The sequence below is a fragment of the Pseudomonas sp. MF08831 genome (assembly GCF_059862645.1).
The window spans coordinates 52,955-70,102 of record NZ_JCBCUX010000002.1; the positions used below are offsets into that span (position 1 = coordinate 52,955).

A 17,148-nucleotide genomic window follows, 5' to 3' on the forward strand; every position below is an offset into this window, starting at 1 on the left:
TTGCCTGCGATAGCGATCTATCAGCCACCAAAATGTGCTGGCTGACCCGCCGCCATCGCAGGCAAGCCAGCTCTCACATTTAAACCCAGTGCCTACCGCCAGGTATCAGCGCCCCTTGATCACCAGATCCGCCGGCGTCTCCCCCACTGCCTGCCAGTTCGGCCGATACATCGACTCCACCTGCGGCGGCGGCACGCGATAAGTCCCCGGCGTCACCGCACGCGCCAGGTACAACAAGTGCGTGGTGGCGCCATAACCCTCCAGGTTCATCGCCGCCACATAGCGGTCATCGCGGAACTCCTGGTGCTTGAGCGACGCGTTCTGCATCGACTCGCGCCACTCTTTCACCTGGCTGCTGGCGTTTTCCAGGCTGGCTGCACTTTGTGCCAGGTTCTGGTTCTCCAGCTCCAGGCCAGCCGGCAACAGATCAACCACCAACGCGTCCGGTACACGCTGCTTGGCGCTGACCGCCACATGCACCAGCACCAGGTCACCGCTGTTGACGTTATGCAGGTTCAACGGCTGGCCATTCATGCCCAGGTATTCGCGGCGGATATTCAGGTTGTCGCCGCCCGGTGCCGGTGGCACTTGGGGGTAACCCGAGATCGTCAGTTGCTGGTAAACCGGCGCCTCGCCCTGATTGCTCAGGGTCAGGTCGCTGGACAGCTGCTTGCCATCCAACGCCAGCGTCGATTGTTGGTTGTTCAACGTTTGCACACCGCCACTGCCGGTCAGCGACACCTGCCAGTTCGACTCCGGCTGGGAAAACCCGAGGCGCCCGGCCAGGAACAGTGAATTACGCTCCTGGGTCGAGAGATAAGGGCTGGCGGCCAACTGGTCCGAGAGCGTAAACAAACGCTCCTCGCGCTTGCCCTTGGCCAAGTCGTTTTCTTCAAGCAATGCCAGGATCATCGCCTGATCACGCAGCGGGCTGCCGTAGTCGGCCAGCCACTCGTTGGCATTGCGTTGCGCCGCCAGGCCGGCAAGCAAGGCTTGATCGGCACGTGGCTGATCGCCCATTTTTTGCAGGGCAATGGACAACTGCACCAACGGCAACCCGGAGCGCGCCTCGCTGCGGCGCTCAAAGATACTGCGCAACGCGCCCAATGGCGCTTGCTGACTGCGCGCCAGCACCATGCCGGCATAGGCCTGCACGGCAAAGCGGGTGTGGTCGGCGTTGTCGCTGTAATCCACTTCGATCAGGTTACGTTCCTGCACGTAGCGCAGCAGGCGTTCGCTGGCTTTCTTCAGTGCTTCAGGCGGCACGGCAAAGCCCTGGTCGCGGGCGCGCAGCAGGAAGTCGGTGACATAAGCAGTCAGCCAATACTCCTCTTCGCCGTCGGCGCCCCACAAACCAAAGCTGCCGTTGTAGCGCTGCATGCCCAGCAGGCGCTCGATGCCGAGCTCGATCTTGCGTTTGCGTTCGCTGTCCGACTCGCCCTTGACGCCCAGGCGCTTGAGCAGGGCGGCGTCGGCATACAGCGACGGATACAGGCCGCTGGCGGTCTGCTCGAGGCAGCCATAAGGGTAAGCCTTGAGTGCACTGATCTGCGCGCCGAGGTTCAGCGGCGGCCGGCTCGACAGGCTCAACAGCGCTTCGCGCCCCGAGGCATCGAACAGGTCCAGGCTGCCGACCGGCAAGCTCCACGGCTGATCCTTGAGCACTGCGCGGTAATGCTTGAGCAGCGCCGGGTAGGCCGGGCGCACACCCAGGGTCCACTCACGGCTGAACGGCGGCAGGTTTTCGCCCGGCAGGTCGAGGCCATTTACGGTGACCTTGACCTTGCCCTGCCCTAACCCGCCCCAGGCTTTGACCGGGATGCGCAAGGTGGTGCGCTGGCCTTGCTTGAGTTCAACGGACTGCGCGCCGCTGTTGACCAGCTCCAGTTGCCCTTCAGTGCTCAATTGCACATCGAGTTTCTGCGCTGTGCCCGACAGGTTGGACAGGTCCAGCGCTAACGTGGTCTGGTCACCACCGGCGAGAAAGCGCGGCGCCGACAGCTCGGCAATCAGCGGCGCGGCAATCACCGTCTTGCCTTCGGCCATGCCATAACGGTCATCGCTCCAGGCTTGGGCCATCAGGCGCAATTGGCCATTGAAGTCGGGGATATTGACGCTGACTTCGCCCTCGCCCTGTTCATTCAACGTCACGGGCGCGCTCTGCAACGCCACAATGGTCACGCTGGTGTCCGGGCGTTTGCCGCCCTTGGCCAGCGCCGCATCACCGCCGAAGGCCAGGCTGGCCAAACGGCCCTGGCCGGCCTCGATCAACTGGCCGTAGATATCGAACTGGTCCACGCCATAGGCCTTGCGACCAAACAGGCTGGAGTATGGGTCCGGTGTCGGGTATTCGGTGATATTGAGGATGCCCACGTCCACGGCCGCCAGCAGCACATGCACCTGCTTGGGCACGCTGCCGTCAGCGTTCCTGGCGGCGATCTTCACCGTCAGCGGTTGTTTGGGGCGCATTTTTTCCGGCGCGGTGAGGGTCAGGCCGAGTTTGCGCTGGGTGCGATCCAGTGGCAGGTGCAGCAAACCCACGGCCCGTTTAGGCGTGATATTGGCTTTGCGCTCACCCGGACGAATCACCAGCGCGCTGACGTACAGGTCATGGCGCGACCATTTGGGGTCGAGCTTCACGGCGAAGCTTTTGCCTTCGGCCGGCACATCGATTTCCTGCCACCACAGCGGCCCTTCACTGGATTCCACCAGCAGGTAGCCTTTACCGGCTGCCGGTGGCGTGACGGTGACATTGGCGGTATCGCCATCGCCATACGCCGGTTTATCCAACGCCAATTTGACTTGGTCGGGGCGCACGGCACCGCCTTCGGTGTTGTCCTGGGCCTGGTAACCGGCCCAGAAACGCAGGCTGCTGACCAGCCCGGTTTGCGGGTCTTCGACCTCGACACGGTACGGGCCCCACTCGACCTGGAAGCTGACCTTGGCGGTGTCGCCAGCCTTGATATTCAGGGTCTGCTCGTCGAGGTTGAGGAATTTCTCGTTGAAGTGGTAACTCCAGCCGTCGCTTTCCGAGTAGTTCCAGTAGTAGTCGCGGCGCTCACGCACCAGGCGCACCTTGAGGTTTTGCGCGGCGAGTTTCTGCCCGTCCTGGTTGGCCAGCAGCACTTCGAATTCCGCTGGGCCATCGCCGTTGGTTTCCTTGCCGTCAAACAAGCCACGCAGGCCCGGCAGTTGCTCGGCCGGCCAGATCGGCTGCACCAGGCGCCGAGTGATCGGGCGCCCACCTGACTCTTGCAGGCTGGCCTGCACGATCAATTGCAGGGGTGATTTGGCCTCGGCCCATTTGCTTTCCAGCGTCAGATCTTCCTCGCCCTTGGCGTCGAGCACGCTTTCGTCCAGCTCGAAATCCTGACTCAGTTCTTCTTCGGTGACGGAGCCGAACTGGTAGCCCGGCAGCGATTTGACGGCCTCGCGCAACGGGCGCACATACACTTGCCCGCTGACGCGGTTGCCCGATGCCGGTGCGCCGTAGAGGTAGCGACCATTGACGTGAATCACCGGGTTATCCGCCGGGCTCAAGGCTGTGTCACTGCCCTTGAGTTCCAGCGCCAGGCGCTCGGGCAGGAAGTCTTCGACAAGAAACTCATACAGCTGCGGCTTGCCGTCGCCCAAGTCGAACACCAGTTGCCAGCGCCCGGTCGGCGCTTCACCGGCCAACTGCAATTGATACTGATAGAGGCCCGACGCATCGGCATCCCACACGAACTTGCGGCTGACCTGCTCATCCGGCCGGCGCACCTCCACGCTCACCGGTTGCGGCTTGACGGCATAGCCATCCTTGTCGCGCAACAGGGCGTTGAGCAGCACGGTTTCACCGGGGCGATACAGGTCACGTGGGCCGAACACAAAAAACTGCAGTGGGTGCGCCGGCTGGCCGCCGATATCGAACTCGGCCAGGTCCAGCGCAGCGCTGTCCAGACGCAGCAGGCTGGTCTGTTCGCCAAGCTTGGCCAGCAACACCTGGGCTTTTTTCGGCAGCGGCAACTCGGCATGGCCACCCTTTTCGGTCTTGCCCTGGCCCAGCACACGGCCTTCGGCATCCAGCACTTCGAGGTCCACGCCCTCCAGCGCCTTGCCACCTTCGAGCGCCTGGGTAAACACATCCAGGCGATTGGCATAGCGGTGCACCGACAGGCCGATATCACTCAACGTGAACAGCGTGGCCGGTTGCGAATAGTTGTAGGTGCCCGTGGCGCGCATCACCGCCAGGTACACGCCCGGCTGCTGCAATTGCTTGAGGCCGGCGATCGGCAGCAACAGGGTTTCGCGCGTATTGCGCGCCGGGTTCAGGTCGAAGCGGCCGCCGTAGACCAAGTCGGCCATCGGTAACAGTTCGCGCGACTCATAACTCTGCAGGCTGGTGTTACGCCCCCACTGCGCGAGGAACGAGGGCAGCGATTCGGGCTTGATACGGAAAAACTCGACATCAATCTTGTCAACGTTCAGCGCAATCACCGGCAGGCCTTCGGCCAGGCGCGTCGGCAACAACGTGCCGCGGCTGGCAAAGCCGACCGTGGCTTGCAGGTCACGGGTTTCCAGGCGCGCGGTGTACTCGGCGGCGAGCTTGTTGTCGTTGACCGCCTTGACTCCGGCGTCGACGGTCAGCACCAGTTTGCGCTGCGGCTCGAGGTGGCGCAGGCGCAGCTCCATCAGGTTATCGGACAGCTCCCAGGCGCCATCGACCTTGCCGGACTTGCTGTCCACCAAGTGGACTTTGTCGGCGAATTTCTGCTCGGGGTCCAACGGGATGGAAAAGCTCACCGACAGCGTGCTGGCCCCGTCCAACTGGACTTCGGACACGTCCACCACGCTCAACTCACGGCCGGCATAGCGCTGTTTCAGCGCTGCCACATCCACCGCCGCTTTCGCCGGCTTGGGTGCAACCGTCGCCGCCGCAGGAGCGGTCGGGGCAGCCGGTTTATCGGAGGAATCGCAGGCGCTCAGCAGGGCCAGCGCGCAGGCCAGGAACAGTCCTTTGTTAAGCATGGGGCACTCGTCGTGAGAGGGGTCCGAGGGGTGAACTATATATCAGCCTGCGAGGGGCCGATGAGGTGCTGGTCACATTGACCGACGGAGGGTGCTTTGGTTCTGGCCCCTGATCACTCCAAGCCAAATCCCACAAGCAACACAGCTCAAATTGTGGGAGCGGGCTTGCTCGCGAATGCAGTGGGTCAGTCAACATGCCCTTCACTGATCCACCGCTTTCGCGAGCAAGCCCGCTCCCACATTGGTTCTGCGGTGCAGCGGGGGGCCAGTTACAATGCCGCTCCCCCAAAGGAGCCTCCATGACTACCCTGCTCACCGACTGGCGCCACCGCCCCACCCACCGTCGCGTATGGGCGCTGGCCGCGCCGATGATCCTGTCAAATATTTCGGTGCCGCTGGTGGCCCTGGTCGACAACATGGTCATTGGCCACCTGCCCCACGCCCACCAGTTGGGCGCCGTGGCCGTCGGTGCCAGCCTGTACACCTTCCTCGCCTGGGCCATGGGCTTTCTGCGCATGGGCTCCACCGGGTTCGCTGCCCAAGCCGCCGGGCGCAATGACGGCGCGGCGCTGCGGCAAATCCTGCTGCAAGGCCTGCTGCTGGCACTGGGGTTGGCGATGTTGCTGGGCACCATCGGCATTCCGCTGAGCCACCTGGCGCTGGAGTGGATGCAACCCTCTCCCGAACTCAATCAGCTGACCCGCGAGTTTTTCCACACGCGCCTGTTCGGCCTGCCCGCCGCCCTGGCCAGCTACGCGTTGGTGGGCTGGTTCCTGGGCACGCAAAACGCCCGCGCGCCGCTGGCGATTCTGTTGACCACCAACCTGGTCAACATCGCCTTGAACCTGTGGTTCGTTCTCGGCCTGGAGTGGGGCGTGGTCGGCTCCGCACGTGCGTCAGTCATCGCCGAATGGACCGGCGCCCTGCTCGGCCTGGCCCTGACGCAAAACGCCCTGCGCGCCTACCCCGGGCAAATCGCCTGGGCCGCGCTCAAAGTTTGGCAAAGCTGGCGCCCGTTGCTGGCGGTGAACCGCGACATTTTCATCCGCAGCCTCGCCCTGCAATCGGTGTTTTTCATGATCACGGTGCAAGGCGCGCGCCTGGGCGACGCCACCGTGGCAGCCAACGCGCTGCTGCTCAATGGCCTGCTGCTGACCGCCCATGCCCTGGACGGCCTGGCCCATGCCGTCGAAGCCCTGTGCGGGCATGCCATCGGCGCCCATGATCGGCAGGCGCTGCGCCGTTCGCTGGTGGTTGCCTGCGGCTGGTCACTGATCGCCAGTGTCGGGTTCGCGCTGCTGTTCACCTTTGCCGGCCATTTGTTTATCGCGATGCAAACCGACATCCCCGACGTGCGCGAAACCGCCGACATTTACCTGCCGTATCTGGCCGTGCTGCCGTTGATTGCGGTGTGGAGCTACTTGCTCGACGGCCTGTTTATCGGCGCCACCCGCGCGCGGGAAATGCGCAACGGCATGCTGCTCACCGTGGCGATGCTGCTGCCCTTCGCCTGGGCGCTGCAGCCGTACGGCAACCACGGCCTGTGGATAACCTTCCTGCTGTTCATGGCCCTGCGCAGCCTTACTTTATGGGCGATTGCCTGGCGCTTGAATCGGCAGAATCAGTGGCTTGGATAAAAGCCGTGACGCGGTCCAATACCGGCGCCAGCCAGCGTAAGGGCCGAGCGATAGACGCCACCAGTGTCGCGTGGCTGGTCTTGGTGAAGTAAAACACTTCAACCGGTACATCCGCTGCGCGCAGTTTTTTCGCCAACCCACCGGTGTTGCGCGTGGGGTTGACCAGCGTGTCGCTCACCGACGCGATCAACAGACTCGGCGGCGCAGCGTGGCTGACATGGTTGATCGGCTGGGAGTCCGGCGGTGAGTCAGGAAAGAAAAACACCGGCTTCACGTCAGGGTTTTCAATCGGCAGAAAGTCGTACGGCCCGGCCAGGCCGATCCAGCCCTTCAGCATCGTGGGCGACAGGTTCACTGCTTTAAGCCAGCGCGGATCCAGCGCCAGCATCGACGCGTTATAGGCGCCAGAGCTGTGCCCCATCAGGTACAGCTGCCTGGGGTCAGCGCCGTAGTCGGCGATGTGTTGATAAGTCCAGGCGACGGCCTGGGCGTTGTCCTGCAGAAACGAGGGGTAGCGCACTTGCGGGTAGAGCCGGTAGTCGGCGATCACCACCACAATGCCGCGTGAGGCCAGAGCCTCGCCGACAAAACCGTAGTCATCCTTGGCGCCGCTGTTCCAGCTGCCGCCGTAGAAAAACACCACGACCGGGGTGTTGGGCAATGCCTTGATCGGACGGTAGACATCGAGTGTTTGGCGCGGGTCATCGCCGTAGGCAATGGAGGCGGTTTTGGTAAAGGTGCTGGAGGGCGTGAGTGCGTTGAGCACTTTGATGGGGGAGCAGGCCGCCAGGAATGCGGCGAATGCCAGGGTGAAGGCTTGCAGCCATTTGCTCGACATCGTTCAGACCCCACATGCAAGGCACTGCCAAATGAAGATCCAAATGTGGGAGCGGGCTTGCTCGCGAAGGCGGTGGGTCAGTTAACACATGTGTGACTGATGTACCGCTTTGGCGAGCAAGCCCGCTCCCACATTAGATTGCTATCAGCTTAGATCACGACGACAGGTACGAAGAACGCGTCAAACCAAGACGCAACGCGTCGAGGAACTGCGTACGCTCCGACGCACTGATCTTCGCGCTCGCGCACTTGTCACGGTAGTGCGTCATCAACTCCTCCGGCGACAAGTGCACATAGCGCAGCATGTCTTCGATGGTGTCGTGGGTCTCGATCCCGGCGCTGTACACCGAACCGTCTTCACGCTGGTAGATGTTCACCGAGTCGGTGTCGCCGAACAGGTTGTGCATGTCGCCCAGGATTTCCTGGTAAGCGCCCACCAGGAAAATGCCCAGCAAGTAGTCTTCACCTTCGTTCAAGGCGTGCACCGGCAAACTGGTTTCGATGCTCTGCTCGTCGACGTATTGCTTGATCTTGCCGTCGGAGTCGCAGGTCAGGTCTTGCAGCACGGCGCGGCGCAGCGGCTCTTCGTCGAGACGGTGCAACGGCAGAATCGGCAGGACCTGGCCGATCGCCCAGGTGTCCGGCAGGCTCTGGAACACCGAGAAGTTGCAGATGTACTTGTCGGCCAGCTTGTCGTTGAGCTCGTCGAGCACTTGGCGGTGCGAACGCTGACGGGCTTTGAGCGAGTCGTGCAGGCGACGGCACACCGCGAAGTAGCACTGCTCGGCCAAGGCTTTTTCCGCCAGGGTGATCTTGCCGTCGGCGTACTGGGTGGCCACGTCGCTCATGTAGTGCGTGGCACGCCAGTAAGTTTCGGTGACCATCTCGATGTCGGTCGGGCCCAGCAGGTCCACCAGCCACTGCACGGTTTCCGGCAGGTTTTCCTTGTTCTCGATCAGCGGGATTTCGTCGTTGTGTTTCTCGACGTCGGTGACTTGCACCACCAGCATGGCGTGGTGGGCGGTCAGGGAACGGCCGCTTTCGGAGAAGATATGCGGGTGCGGCAGGCTCTGCGCGTCGCAGAATTCCTTGAGCATGCCCACGACCACGCCGGCGTAGTCATCCATGTCGTAGTTGATCGAGCTGGCGTTACGCGAGTGCGTACCGTCGTAGTCCACGCCCAGGCCACCGCCGACGTCGATGTGGTCCACCGGCAGGCCGAGGTTGCGCAGTTCACCGTAATAACGAATGGCTTCCTTGAACCCGTGCTGGTAGTCGGCCAGGTTGGCGATCTGCGAACCCATGTGGAAGTGCAGCAGGCGGATGCCCTGGTCCAGGCCGGCAGCGCGGAAGCGCTCGACCACCGACAGCAGTTGCGCCGCCGACAAACCGAACTTGGACTTTTCGCCACCGGTGTCTGCCCACTTGCTCGACGCCAGGGACGACAACCGCACGCGCAGGCCGACCTGTGGCTTGACCTTGAGGTTGGCCGCCTCTTCGATCACCAACGCCACTTCGGATTCTTTCTCGATCACGATGAACACGTTGTGGCCCAGCTTCTGGCCCATCAGCGCGAGGCGGATGAACTCACGGTCTTTGTAACCGTTGCAGACGATGGTGCCGCCTTTCGGTGCCAGGGCCAGCACGGCCAGCAGCTCAGGCTTGGAGCCGGCTTCCAGGCCGATGGAAACGTCCTGGGTGGCGATGATGTTCTCGATCACCGCTTCCTGCTGGTTCACCTTGATCGGGTACAGCGCGGTGTACTTGCTCTGGTATTCCAGGCGCTCGATGTTCGCGTCGAACGCACCGGTCAGCTGGCGCACGCGGTCTTGCAGGATGTCGGGGAAGCGCACCAGCAGCGGCAAGGACAGGCCGCTTTTGCGCAGCTCGTCAACTTGTTCGTACAGATCGACAGGCGTGCTGTTCGGGCCGTTCGGACGGACTTCAACGCGACCGGCTTCATTGATCGCGAAATACCCGGCCCCCCAATGGCGAATCCCGTAAACACTGCGGCTGTCCGCAACTGTCCATTGGCTGCCATCGTCTTTGCGTGTGCGTCGTACGGACATCGAAGTCCCCTATATAAAGTCGAAGATCACCACACCCTTCTTGTAAGGCTGGCGAAGTCTAAAGAATGAAAATGACGATTTGCCTGTAAGGAAGGTAGACCCCACTCGCAGGACAGAGTTTAGACACCGGTCAGGAACAGGCTCTGTGAAAACCATGGAGACGACAGTTCGCGTTCAGCAAACCGGCGATCGGGGTGGGTTTCACAGAGGCTGCTAGCCGCCGGATTTCTTCGCCTTGTAACCCAGCTTGATCAGCTCGGCCAACAGCAACTCGACGTGATCGCCCTGGATCTCGATAACGCCGTCTTTCAACGCGCCACCGGTGCCACAGCGCTTTTTCAGCGTGGTAGCCAGTTCCTTCAGGGCATCTTCGGCCAGCGGCACGCCGGTGATGGTGGTCACCGTCTTGCCGCCACGGCCTTTGCTCTCGCGTCGCACGCGCGCAATACCGTCGCCTTCAGGGATCAGGGTCTGTTTGCAGGTGCACGAATCCACGGGCTGACGACAGTCCGGGCAGTGTCGACCTGCGTCGGTGGAAAATACCAGGCCACCAAGGGCGGCGAAGGATGCGGCTTTTTTGGCCACCGGCAATCCTCTTGGGAGGACAAAGACTGATCGGCGCTCACCAGGAGCATTACCGACCGCGAAGCCCCACTCAGGCAGGGGCAGCGCTACCGAACCGCAAAGGTGGTTCGGGTGAAAAGTCGCGCAGTGTAACGGCAAAAAGCCGGCTTGCTAAGAGCCAAATAGCGCCAATTTATGCAACTTTAGCGACGCAAGGCCAGATAGCGCCGCAAGCCCTCTTGAGCGTCCGGGCAGTAAGGCTTCTGTTCAGCTTCCTGCAGGACAATGTCAATGGGCAAAAACCGCGCTTCCATCACCTCTTCCGGTTGCAGGCGCAACGGGCCATCCCAGACAGCAGAGTAGGATTTGCACCAGAGCCGGCTGTCGCCATCCTCAAAGTAGAAATGGTCATGCTCGACCAGCGCCACGCCCGCAACGCCGAGCTCTTCTTGCAGCTCACGGACCGCCGAATCGGCGTAGCTCTCACCGGCCGCCACCATGCCGCCCGCTGCAGTGTCCCAGAAACCCGGGTACATGGCTTTGCTCAGGGTGCGCCGATGCACACACAACTCACCGGCAGAATTGAACAGGAAGATAAAGGTGCAACGGCCGATCAGGCCACGTCGGCGCAGGTCGGATCGCACCAGGGTACCGAGCAGGTTGTCGTGCTCATCAACCCAGGCGATCAGTTCAGCGTCGGAGGCCGCGCGGTGCGCGGCCTCCTTTTGAGTAGCGTCCATCATCACCCCTGGTTGAGGAGCTGACGCAAGTCGATCACTGCAGCGTTTGCCCGGGAAATATAGTTGGCCATGACCAGCGAGTGGTTGGCGAGGATGCCAAAGCCACTGCCGTTCAGAATCATAGGGCTCCACACCGGCTCCTGCGAGGCCTCCAGCTCACGAATGATCTGGCGCACGCTGACGGTGGCGTTTTTCTTGGCCAGCACGTCGGCAAAGTCGACTTCGATGGCGCGCAGCAGGTGGGACAAGGCCCAGGCCTGGCCACGGGCCTCGTAGAACACGTTGTCGATCTGCATCCATGGGGTTTCCACCACTTCTTCATCGACCTGCGGCACTTCACCCGGCGCCAGGGCTTCGGTTTTCAGTGCGGTGTTCAGTTTCACCCGGCCAACACTGGCCGACAGGCGTTGCGACAGCGAACCCAAGCGGGTCGCGACATCGCCCAGCCAGTTGTTCAGGTTGTCGGCACGCGCATAGAACAGCGCGCCGCGCTGGTTCGGGTCCGACAGGCGCGCTTCATAGCGGCTCAGGGAGTTGATGCCTTCCTGGTACTCCGACTCGCTGGAAGGCAGCACCCAGCTCTTGTTATCGAAGTTGAAACGCGGCTCGGCCTTGGCCAAGTCAGCGTCTTCGGCCGACTGCGACTGGGAACGGGCGAAGTCTTTACGCAGGGCACGGGTCAGGTCACGCACCTGCACCAGCACGCCGTATTCCCAGCTCGGCATGTTGTCCATCCAAAGGCCCGGCGGGAAACGGTCGTTGGAAATGTAGCCACCGGGCTTGTTCAGCAAGGTGCCGACCACGGTCTTGAGGGTTTCGACAGTGGTGTAGCCCACCACCATCTGTTTGCCTTCCTTCTCTGCGGCAAGCTGGGCATTTTGCTGGACCGGGAACAGCGCCGGCTCTTCGCTCCAGTACCAACCCAGGGCGCCGGTGACCAACAGGTACAAACCCAGCACGCTGAGCAAGGCTTTGCTCATCAGCAGGTTGCGAAAGTAACTACGGTTGGCCGACTTGGGCTCAGGGGCGGGGCCTTTGGCACTGCCTGCGCGGTTTTTCCAGTCCAGCATGGCGATATCCTTTCAATCACTTGAGTTCATGCACGTCATTTGTCCGGGTGCGTTCAAACACTCCGACCACAACCCTACCCCATCGTGCCCATCGGCGCGGGGCTTTTAACCGAAAGTGGCGCACAGGGGATGTTCGACTATAAATGAAGCACGCTTTTTACGCAGCGCGACCATCAGGTCAAAACTGAATGGCCCAGACTGCTACTTAATTGACGTATGACACTCATATGGGAGAAAAGAGGTGCTAGCATAGCGCCATCAGTCGACCTCAGCATGCACCCTAACTAGTAGTCAGGATATGACCGAGCCAGAAGACCCCAGCCGTGAGCGTCTCAAGCACCATTTTGCCCAGCGGGTAATTCATCAGGCACGTCAAATTCTTGAGATCTGGCAACGTCTGCAACGCAGCGAATGGTCGAACACCGATTTGTCCGAACTCAGCGAGGCCAATTTGCGCCTGCTGCGCTTTGCCGAGCGTTTCGAACAGCCCGAGCATGGCCAACTGGCGCGGCACATTGGCGAATCGCTCAAGGTAGTCGATGAAAATCGCGGCCGCCTGAGCAGCCAGGTGATCACCGAACTCAACCGTTTGATGCAGCGCCTGTCCCGCACCGGCCTGCGCCAGGGCGACCAGCTCGAACAAACCTTCCTGCCGCCGATGCGCAAGCCGATCTACGTGATGCTGGCCGATCACGACCGCGCTGAGCGCCTGGCCAAGCAGCTGGAATTCTTTGGCATGAGCGCCCAGCCTCTCGACAGCGTGGCGGCGTTTCGTGCCTCCCTGGCCGAGCGTCTGCCCTCGGCGATCGTGATGGACGTGGATTTCTGCGGCCCCGGCCTGGGCCTCACGCTCGCCGCCGAAGCCCAGGAAGGCCTGGAACAAAAGCTGCCGCTGCTGTTTTTCAGCCTGCATGAAACCGACACGCCGACGCGCCTGGCCGCCGTGCGCGCCGGCGGCCAGGAGTTCCTCACCGGCACGCTGGAAGCCTCCAGCCTGCTGGAAAAAATCGAAGTGCTGACCTGCATCGCCCAATACGAGCCGTATAAGGTGTTGATCATCGACGATTCGCGCGCCCAGGCCCTGCACACCGAACGCCTGCTCAACAGTGCCGGTATCGTCACGCGCACCTTAATCGAGCCGATCCAGGCGATGGCCGAGTTGGCGGATTTCCAACCGGACCTGATCATCCTCGACATGTACATGCCGGCCTGTACCGGTACCGAACTGGCCAAGGTGATTCGCCACAACGACCGTTACGTCAGCGTACCGATCATCTACCTGTCAGCCGAAGACGACTTGGACAAGCAGCTGGACGCCATGAGCGAAGGCGGCGACGACTTCCTCACTAAGCCGATCAAGCCACGCCACCTGATCACCACCGTGCGCAACCGCGCCGCCCGCGCACGCAACCTCAAGGCGCGGATGGTACGCGACAGCCTGACCGGGCTGTACAACCACACCCATATTCTGCAACTGCTGGAAGACTGCAGCTTTCGCGCGCGCCGCGAGAACAAGCCGCTGAGCTTTGCCATGCTCGACATTGACCACTTCAAGCGGGTCAACGACAGCCACGGCCACCCCATGGGCGACCGCGTGATCAAGAGCCTGGCCCTGTTTCTCAAGCAGCGCTTGCGCAAGACCGACTACATCGGCCGCTACGGCGGTGAAGAATTTGCCATCGTGATGCCCGACACCGACCTGGAATCGGCCTGCAAAGTGCTGGACGAAATCCGTGGGCGGTTTGCCGAAATTCACTACCCGGCCCAGCCGCAGGATTTGTGGTGCACCTTCAGCGCCGGGCTGGTGGAGCTGTGCGACGGTTCCGACAGCCTGATGATGGCTGCCCAAGCGGATGAAGCGCTGTACCGCGCCAAGCACGCCGGGCGTAACCGCGTGCAGGCTGCGCGCACATCAAAGCAAAGTGCCATCTTTTCACCGGAATCCACCGATTCCGTCATAACTCTGTAACGGAAACGCAATAACTTCAGGCACTTATCTTTTGCTGTCGGTTGAAACCACGCATGCGCCTGAAGCTGCTGACCAATTTGAATACCCTTCTGCTGGTGGCCGTGTGTCTGGCACTTGGCGCGACGCTATGGTGGTCGCAACGCGCACTGGAACGGCCTTATTTGCTGATGGAGCGCTACCTGGGCCTGTCGCAGGCGTTTCAGAATCAGGCCGCGCGCAATATCGACGACTACCTGGCCAGCGGCGACGCATTGCGTTTGAGCAGTGCCGGTCAGAGCCTGGAAAACCTCCTGCAGCACCTCGATGAACTGCCGGCGGACCTCGCGCAGAACCTGCGCCCCAGCCTGGTCGAACTGGACACCTTCAGCAAAACCGACCTGCTGGCCGCCGGCAAACTGGCCGGCGACCCACAAGCGCTGCTGCTGCAAGCCGAACGTGAGCTGGGCGCGAACCTGGAACAGTTGAGCCAGTACGCCACGGGCGTCACTTCACCCGACGCTGCACGCTACTTGCCGCCGCTGCTGGCCGCGTCCCAGCACTTGGGCAAACTGTCACTGGCCCGCGACAAGCTGGTGAGCAGCGGGCGCGCAGAGCTGGCCGATGAAGTGGAGCGCGAAGTTGCCAGCATCCGCACGCAGGCCGACCTGTTGGCGCAGTTACCGCTGCTGGGCGTAAAGGCCAGCGCCGAGTCCAGCGCGGATGATTTCTCCGCCATGCTGGGCCTGGAAAGCAGCGAAAAAGTCGAAGTGCAGGACACCGGCGTGGACCTCAAACGCGAACTCAACAGCCTGCTGACCCGCTACCCTGCCGAACTCAAGCGCACTCGCGATCAGATCCAGCTGCGCACTGCGCTGGCCGACAGCACCCATGTGAAGATTGCTGCCGTGCAGCAAGCCATCGCCGGCCTGGAACCCGTTGTTCGCGCCCAACATGCCAGAATCCAGGGCGAAGTGCGCTTGATGCAAGGCGTGATGATCGGGTTGATTTTGCTCATCGCACTGCTGATCGACACGCTGCAACGACGGCTGGCAAGGGTACTGACCAACCTCGCACCGGCCTTGTCCACTTGGGCCGAAGGCGACTTCAGCCAGTCGATTGCCTTGGGCAAGACCAACCGCGAACTGCACGACATCGAGGCCTCGCTTAACCGCCTGCGTGCTTACCTGGTGGACTTGGTGGGCACCATCCGCGGCAATGCCGAAGAAGTCGCCGGCAGCAGCCGCGCCCTCGCCGAACTGAGCAGCGGGTTGCACGACGGCGCTGAGCGCCAGGCCGGCGATACGGCGCAGATCCGTGATTCGCTGGGTGAACTGGAAGCGACCATCCAGCAAGTCGCCGGTGATGCCAGCCAGGCGGCTGGCGCCAGCCGCAGTGCAGGCCAGGCCGTGGAACAGGGCCAACGGGTGATCGGCCTGAGCCTGACCGGGCTGCATGCTCTGGTGGGCGAGGTGCAGCAAAACGCGCAGATGATTGAAAAACTCGCCGAAGAGTCTGCCACCATTGGCGGCGTGCTGACGGTGATTCGCGCGATTGCCGACCAGACCAACCTGCTCGCGCTCAATGCCGCCATCGAGGCTGCACGGGCCGGTGAGGCCGGACGCGGATTTGCCGTGGTGGCCGATGAGGTCCGCTCGCTGGCGCAACGCACCGCCGGTGCCACGGCCGAAATCCAGAGCCTGATCGCCGGCCTGCAAACCGCCGCCCACCAGTCAGTTCAAGGCATGCGCACCCAGGTCGAACACGCCGAGGCCACCGCCCAGCAAGCCCAGGCGGCGGATGGCGCGCTGGATGAAATCGTCGGGGCAATTCAGACCATCTCCGACACAGCGGTGCGCATCGCCGATGTGACCGCGCAGCAGAGTGGCGCCGTCAGTGAGATTCGCGACAACAGCGAGCGGATTCACCAACTGGGCGAGGATAATCTGCTGCGCATCGGCCAGGGCCGCCGCCAGGGCGAACACCTGCTGGTGCTGGGTGGGCAGCTGAACACGGCGGTTCAGGCGTTCCGGGTTTGAGGCCATCTCCTGCCATATGGAGAGCAAAAAGTGGGAGGGGGCTTGCCCCCGATGACAGTGTGTCACTCACTGCATGTGTGCCTAATGCAGCGCATCGGGGGCAAGCCCCCTCCCACATTTGACATCCACAGTATTCAAGACAGTGTTGCCAATGACTGGATACTGCACCCCAGTCACAAATTTTGCGCAATCCTCGCTAATCGTGCTGCCTACTGCATAGAACTGGACAGTCACAAAGGCTTTGCGGCATAGTCGCCGGGTTCTGACGTACCCACATCAATAACAAGGAACAGCCGATGGCGACCTTACTGGTTCTTCACGGACCCAACCTGAACCTGCTCGGCACCCGCGAACCGGGCGTCTACGGGGCAGTCACCCTCGATCAGATCAACCTCGATCTTGAACGACGGGCGCGTGAAGCCGGCCACCATTTGCTCTACCTGCAAAGCAATGCCGAGTACGAATTGATTGATCGCATCCATGCCGCGCGCGGCGAAGGCGTGGACTTTATCCTGATCAATCCCGCCGCTTTTACGCACACGAGTGTTGCATTACGTGACGCGCTGCTGGCGGTGAGCATCCCATTCATCGAAGTGCATTTGTCCAACGTGCACAAACGCGAAGCTTTCCGCCATCACTCCTACTTCTCCGACGTAGCGGTAGGCGTGATCTGCGGCCTTGGCGCCAGCGGTTACCGACTGGCCCTGGAGGCCGCCCTGGAACACATTGAACAACCGGCCAAGCGCCCCTGACCGACCCTTGGGAGTTGATGATTCATGGATATCCGTAAAGTTAAGAAACTGATCGAACTGCTGGAAGAATCCGGTATCGACGAGCTGGAAATCAAGGAAGGCGAAGAGTCCGTTCGGATCAGCCGTCACAGCAAGACCCCGGCTCAACAGTTCTACGCACCACAGATGCAAGCACCGGCTCCGGCCGCTGCTGCTCCAGCCGCCGCACCTGCTACCGCTGCTCCAGCCGCACCTGCCGCGCCTGTACTGAACGGCTTCGTGGTCAAGTCGCCAATGGTCGGTACGTTCTACCGCACCCCGGCACCGACCTCGCCAGCCTTCGTTGAAGTCGGCGCAACCGTGAAAGTGGGCGACACCATCTGCATCGTTGAAGCGATGAAGATGATGAACCACATCACCGCTGAAAAAGCCGGCGTCATCGAATCCATCCTGGTAGAAAACGGTCAGCCGGTTGAGTACGACCAGCCGCTGTTCACCATCGTTTGAAC

11 protein-coding genes are annotated in these 17,148 nt (G+C 61.9%); 5 read left to right on the plus strand and 6 right to left on the minus strand.

What is annotated here, in order from left to right; translation table 11 throughout:
• Positions 1–105: 105 nt before the first annotated feature.
• On the minus strand, positions 106–5,007 hold the full coding sequence (locus tag AC19YS_RS03695; protein ID WP_500600967.1) for an alpha-2-macroglobulin family protein: 4,902 nt from the start codon (positions 5,005–5,007) through the stop codon (positions 106–108).
• Between the two features lie 299 nt (positions 5,008–5,306).
• Here AC19YS_RS03695 and AC19YS_RS03700 point away from each other — a divergent pair, with 299 nt between their 5' ends.
• Positions 5,307–6,644, plus strand: coding sequence for an MATE family efflux transporter (locus AC19YS_RS03700; protein WP_500600968.1), 1,338 nt, complete (start codon positions 5,307–5,309; stop codon positions 6,642–6,644).
• Here the strand turns inward: AC19YS_RS03700 and AC19YS_RS03705 are convergent.
• The 5 genes from AC19YS_RS03705 to AC19YS_RS03725 all read right to left on the minus strand — a co-directional run bounded on the left by AC19YS_RS03705 (position 6,589) and on the right by AC19YS_RS03725 (position 11,924).
• On the minus strand, positions 6,589–7,482 hold the full coding sequence (locus AC19YS_RS03705) for an alpha/beta hydrolase (protein WP_200624063.1): 894 nt from the start codon (positions 7,480–7,482) through the stop codon (positions 6,589–6,591). The two genes, AC19YS_RS03700 and AC19YS_RS03705, sit on opposite strands and share 56 nt — an antisense overlap.
• Positions 7,483–7,636: 154 nt before the next feature.
• A complete protein-coding gene (gene speA / locus AC19YS_RS03710; RefSeq protein WP_106577702.1) occupies positions 7,637–9,550 on the minus strand; it encodes an arginine decarboxylase in 1,914 nt (637 codons plus the stop codon).
• Positions 9,551–9,763: 213 nt separating this feature from the next.
• Entirely contained in the window at positions 9,764–10,135 is a 372-nt protein-coding gene (locus AC19YS_RS03715; protein ID WP_005784408.1) for a translation initiation factor Sui1, read from the minus strand.
• Between the two features lie 182 nt (positions 10,136–10,317).
• The gene (locus tag AC19YS_RS03720; RefSeq protein ID WP_106577701.1) at positions 10,318–10,854 is read right to left on the minus strand and encodes an NUDIX hydrolase; all 537 of its coding nucleotides are present in this window, start codon (positions 10,852–10,854) and stop codon (positions 10,318–10,320) included.
• 2 nt (positions 10,855–10,856) lie between these two features.
• Positions 10,857–11,924 carry a DUF2333 family protein gene (locus tag AC19YS_RS03725; protein ID WP_106577700.1) on the minus strand — a complete coding sequence of 356 codons (1,068 nt, stop codon included), beginning with the start codon at positions 11,922–11,924 and terminating at the stop codon, positions 10,857–10,859.
• A gap of 298 nt (positions 11,925–12,222) precedes the next feature.
• Here AC19YS_RS03725 and AC19YS_RS03730 point away from each other — a divergent pair, with 298 nt between their 5' ends.
• The 4 genes from AC19YS_RS03730 (at position 12,223) to accB (ending at position 17,146) form a co-directional block, all read left to right on the plus strand.
• On the plus strand, positions 12,223–13,893 hold the full coding sequence (locus AC19YS_RS03730) for a response regulator (RefSeq protein ID WP_200624062.1): 1,671 nt from the start codon (positions 12,223–12,225) through the stop codon (positions 13,891–13,893).
• A gap of 971 nt (positions 13,894–14,864) precedes the next feature.
• Complete coding sequence (locus AC19YS_RS03735; RefSeq protein WP_448210107.1) at positions 14,865–15,908, plus strand: methyl-accepting chemotaxis protein; 1,044 nt, start codon at positions 14,865–14,867, stop codon at positions 15,906–15,908.
• 296 nt (positions 15,909–16,204) lie between these two features.
• Entirely contained in the window at positions 16,205–16,660 is a 456-nt protein-coding gene (gene aroQ / locus AC19YS_RS03740; RefSeq protein WP_016972516.1) for a type II 3-dehydroquinate dehydratase, read from the plus strand.
• A 24-nt stretch (positions 16,661–16,684) separates the two neighbouring features.
• Positions 16,685–17,146 carry an acetyl-CoA carboxylase biotin carboxyl carrier protein gene (accB, locus tag AC19YS_RS03745; protein ID WP_500600971.1) on the plus strand — a complete coding sequence of 154 codons (462 nt, stop codon included), beginning with the start codon at positions 16,685–16,687 and terminating at the stop codon, positions 17,144–17,146.
• The last annotated feature ends 2 nt before the right edge of the window (positions 17,147–17,148 follow it).

Excerpts from the sequence above, each read along its gene's own strand:
- AC19YS_RS03695 (WP_500600967.1), bottom strand. The coding sequence starts at position 5,007 with ATGCTTAACAAAGGACTGTTCCTGGCCTGCGCGCTGGCCCTGCTGAGC.
- AC19YS_RS03700 (WP_500600968.1), top strand. The coding sequence starts at position 5,307 with ATGACTACCCTGCTCACCGACTGGCGCCACCGCCCCACCCACCGTCGC.
- AC19YS_RS03705 (WP_200624063.1), bottom strand. The coding sequence starts at position 7,482 with ATGTCGAGCAAATGGCTGCAAGCCTTCACCCTGGCATTCGCCGCATTC.
- speA (WP_106577702.1), bottom strand. The coding sequence starts at position 9,550 with ATGTCCGTACGACGCACACGCAAAGACGATGGCAGCCAATGGACAGTT.
- AC19YS_RS03720 (WP_106577701.1), bottom strand. The coding sequence starts at position 10,854 with ATGGACGCTACTCAAAAGGAGGCCGCGCACCGCGCGGCCTCCGACGCT.
- AC19YS_RS03725 (WP_106577700.1), bottom strand. The coding sequence starts at position 11,924 with ATGCTGGACTGGAAAAACCGCGCAGGCAGTGCCAAAGGCCCCGCCCCT.
- AC19YS_RS03730 (WP_200624062.1), top strand. The coding sequence starts at position 12,223 with ATGACCGAGCCAGAAGACCCCAGCCGTGAGCGTCTCAAGCACCATTTT.
- AC19YS_RS03735 (WP_448210107.1), top strand. The coding sequence starts at position 14,865 with ATGATCGGGTTGATTTTGCTCATCGCACTGCTGATCGACACGCTGCAA.
- aroQ (WP_016972516.1), top strand. The coding sequence starts at position 16,205 with ATGGCGACCTTACTGGTTCTTCACGGACCCAACCTGAACCTGCTCGGC.
- accB (WP_500600971.1), top strand. The coding sequence starts at position 16,685 with ATGGATATCCGTAAAGTTAAGAAACTGATCGAACTGCTGGAAGAATCC.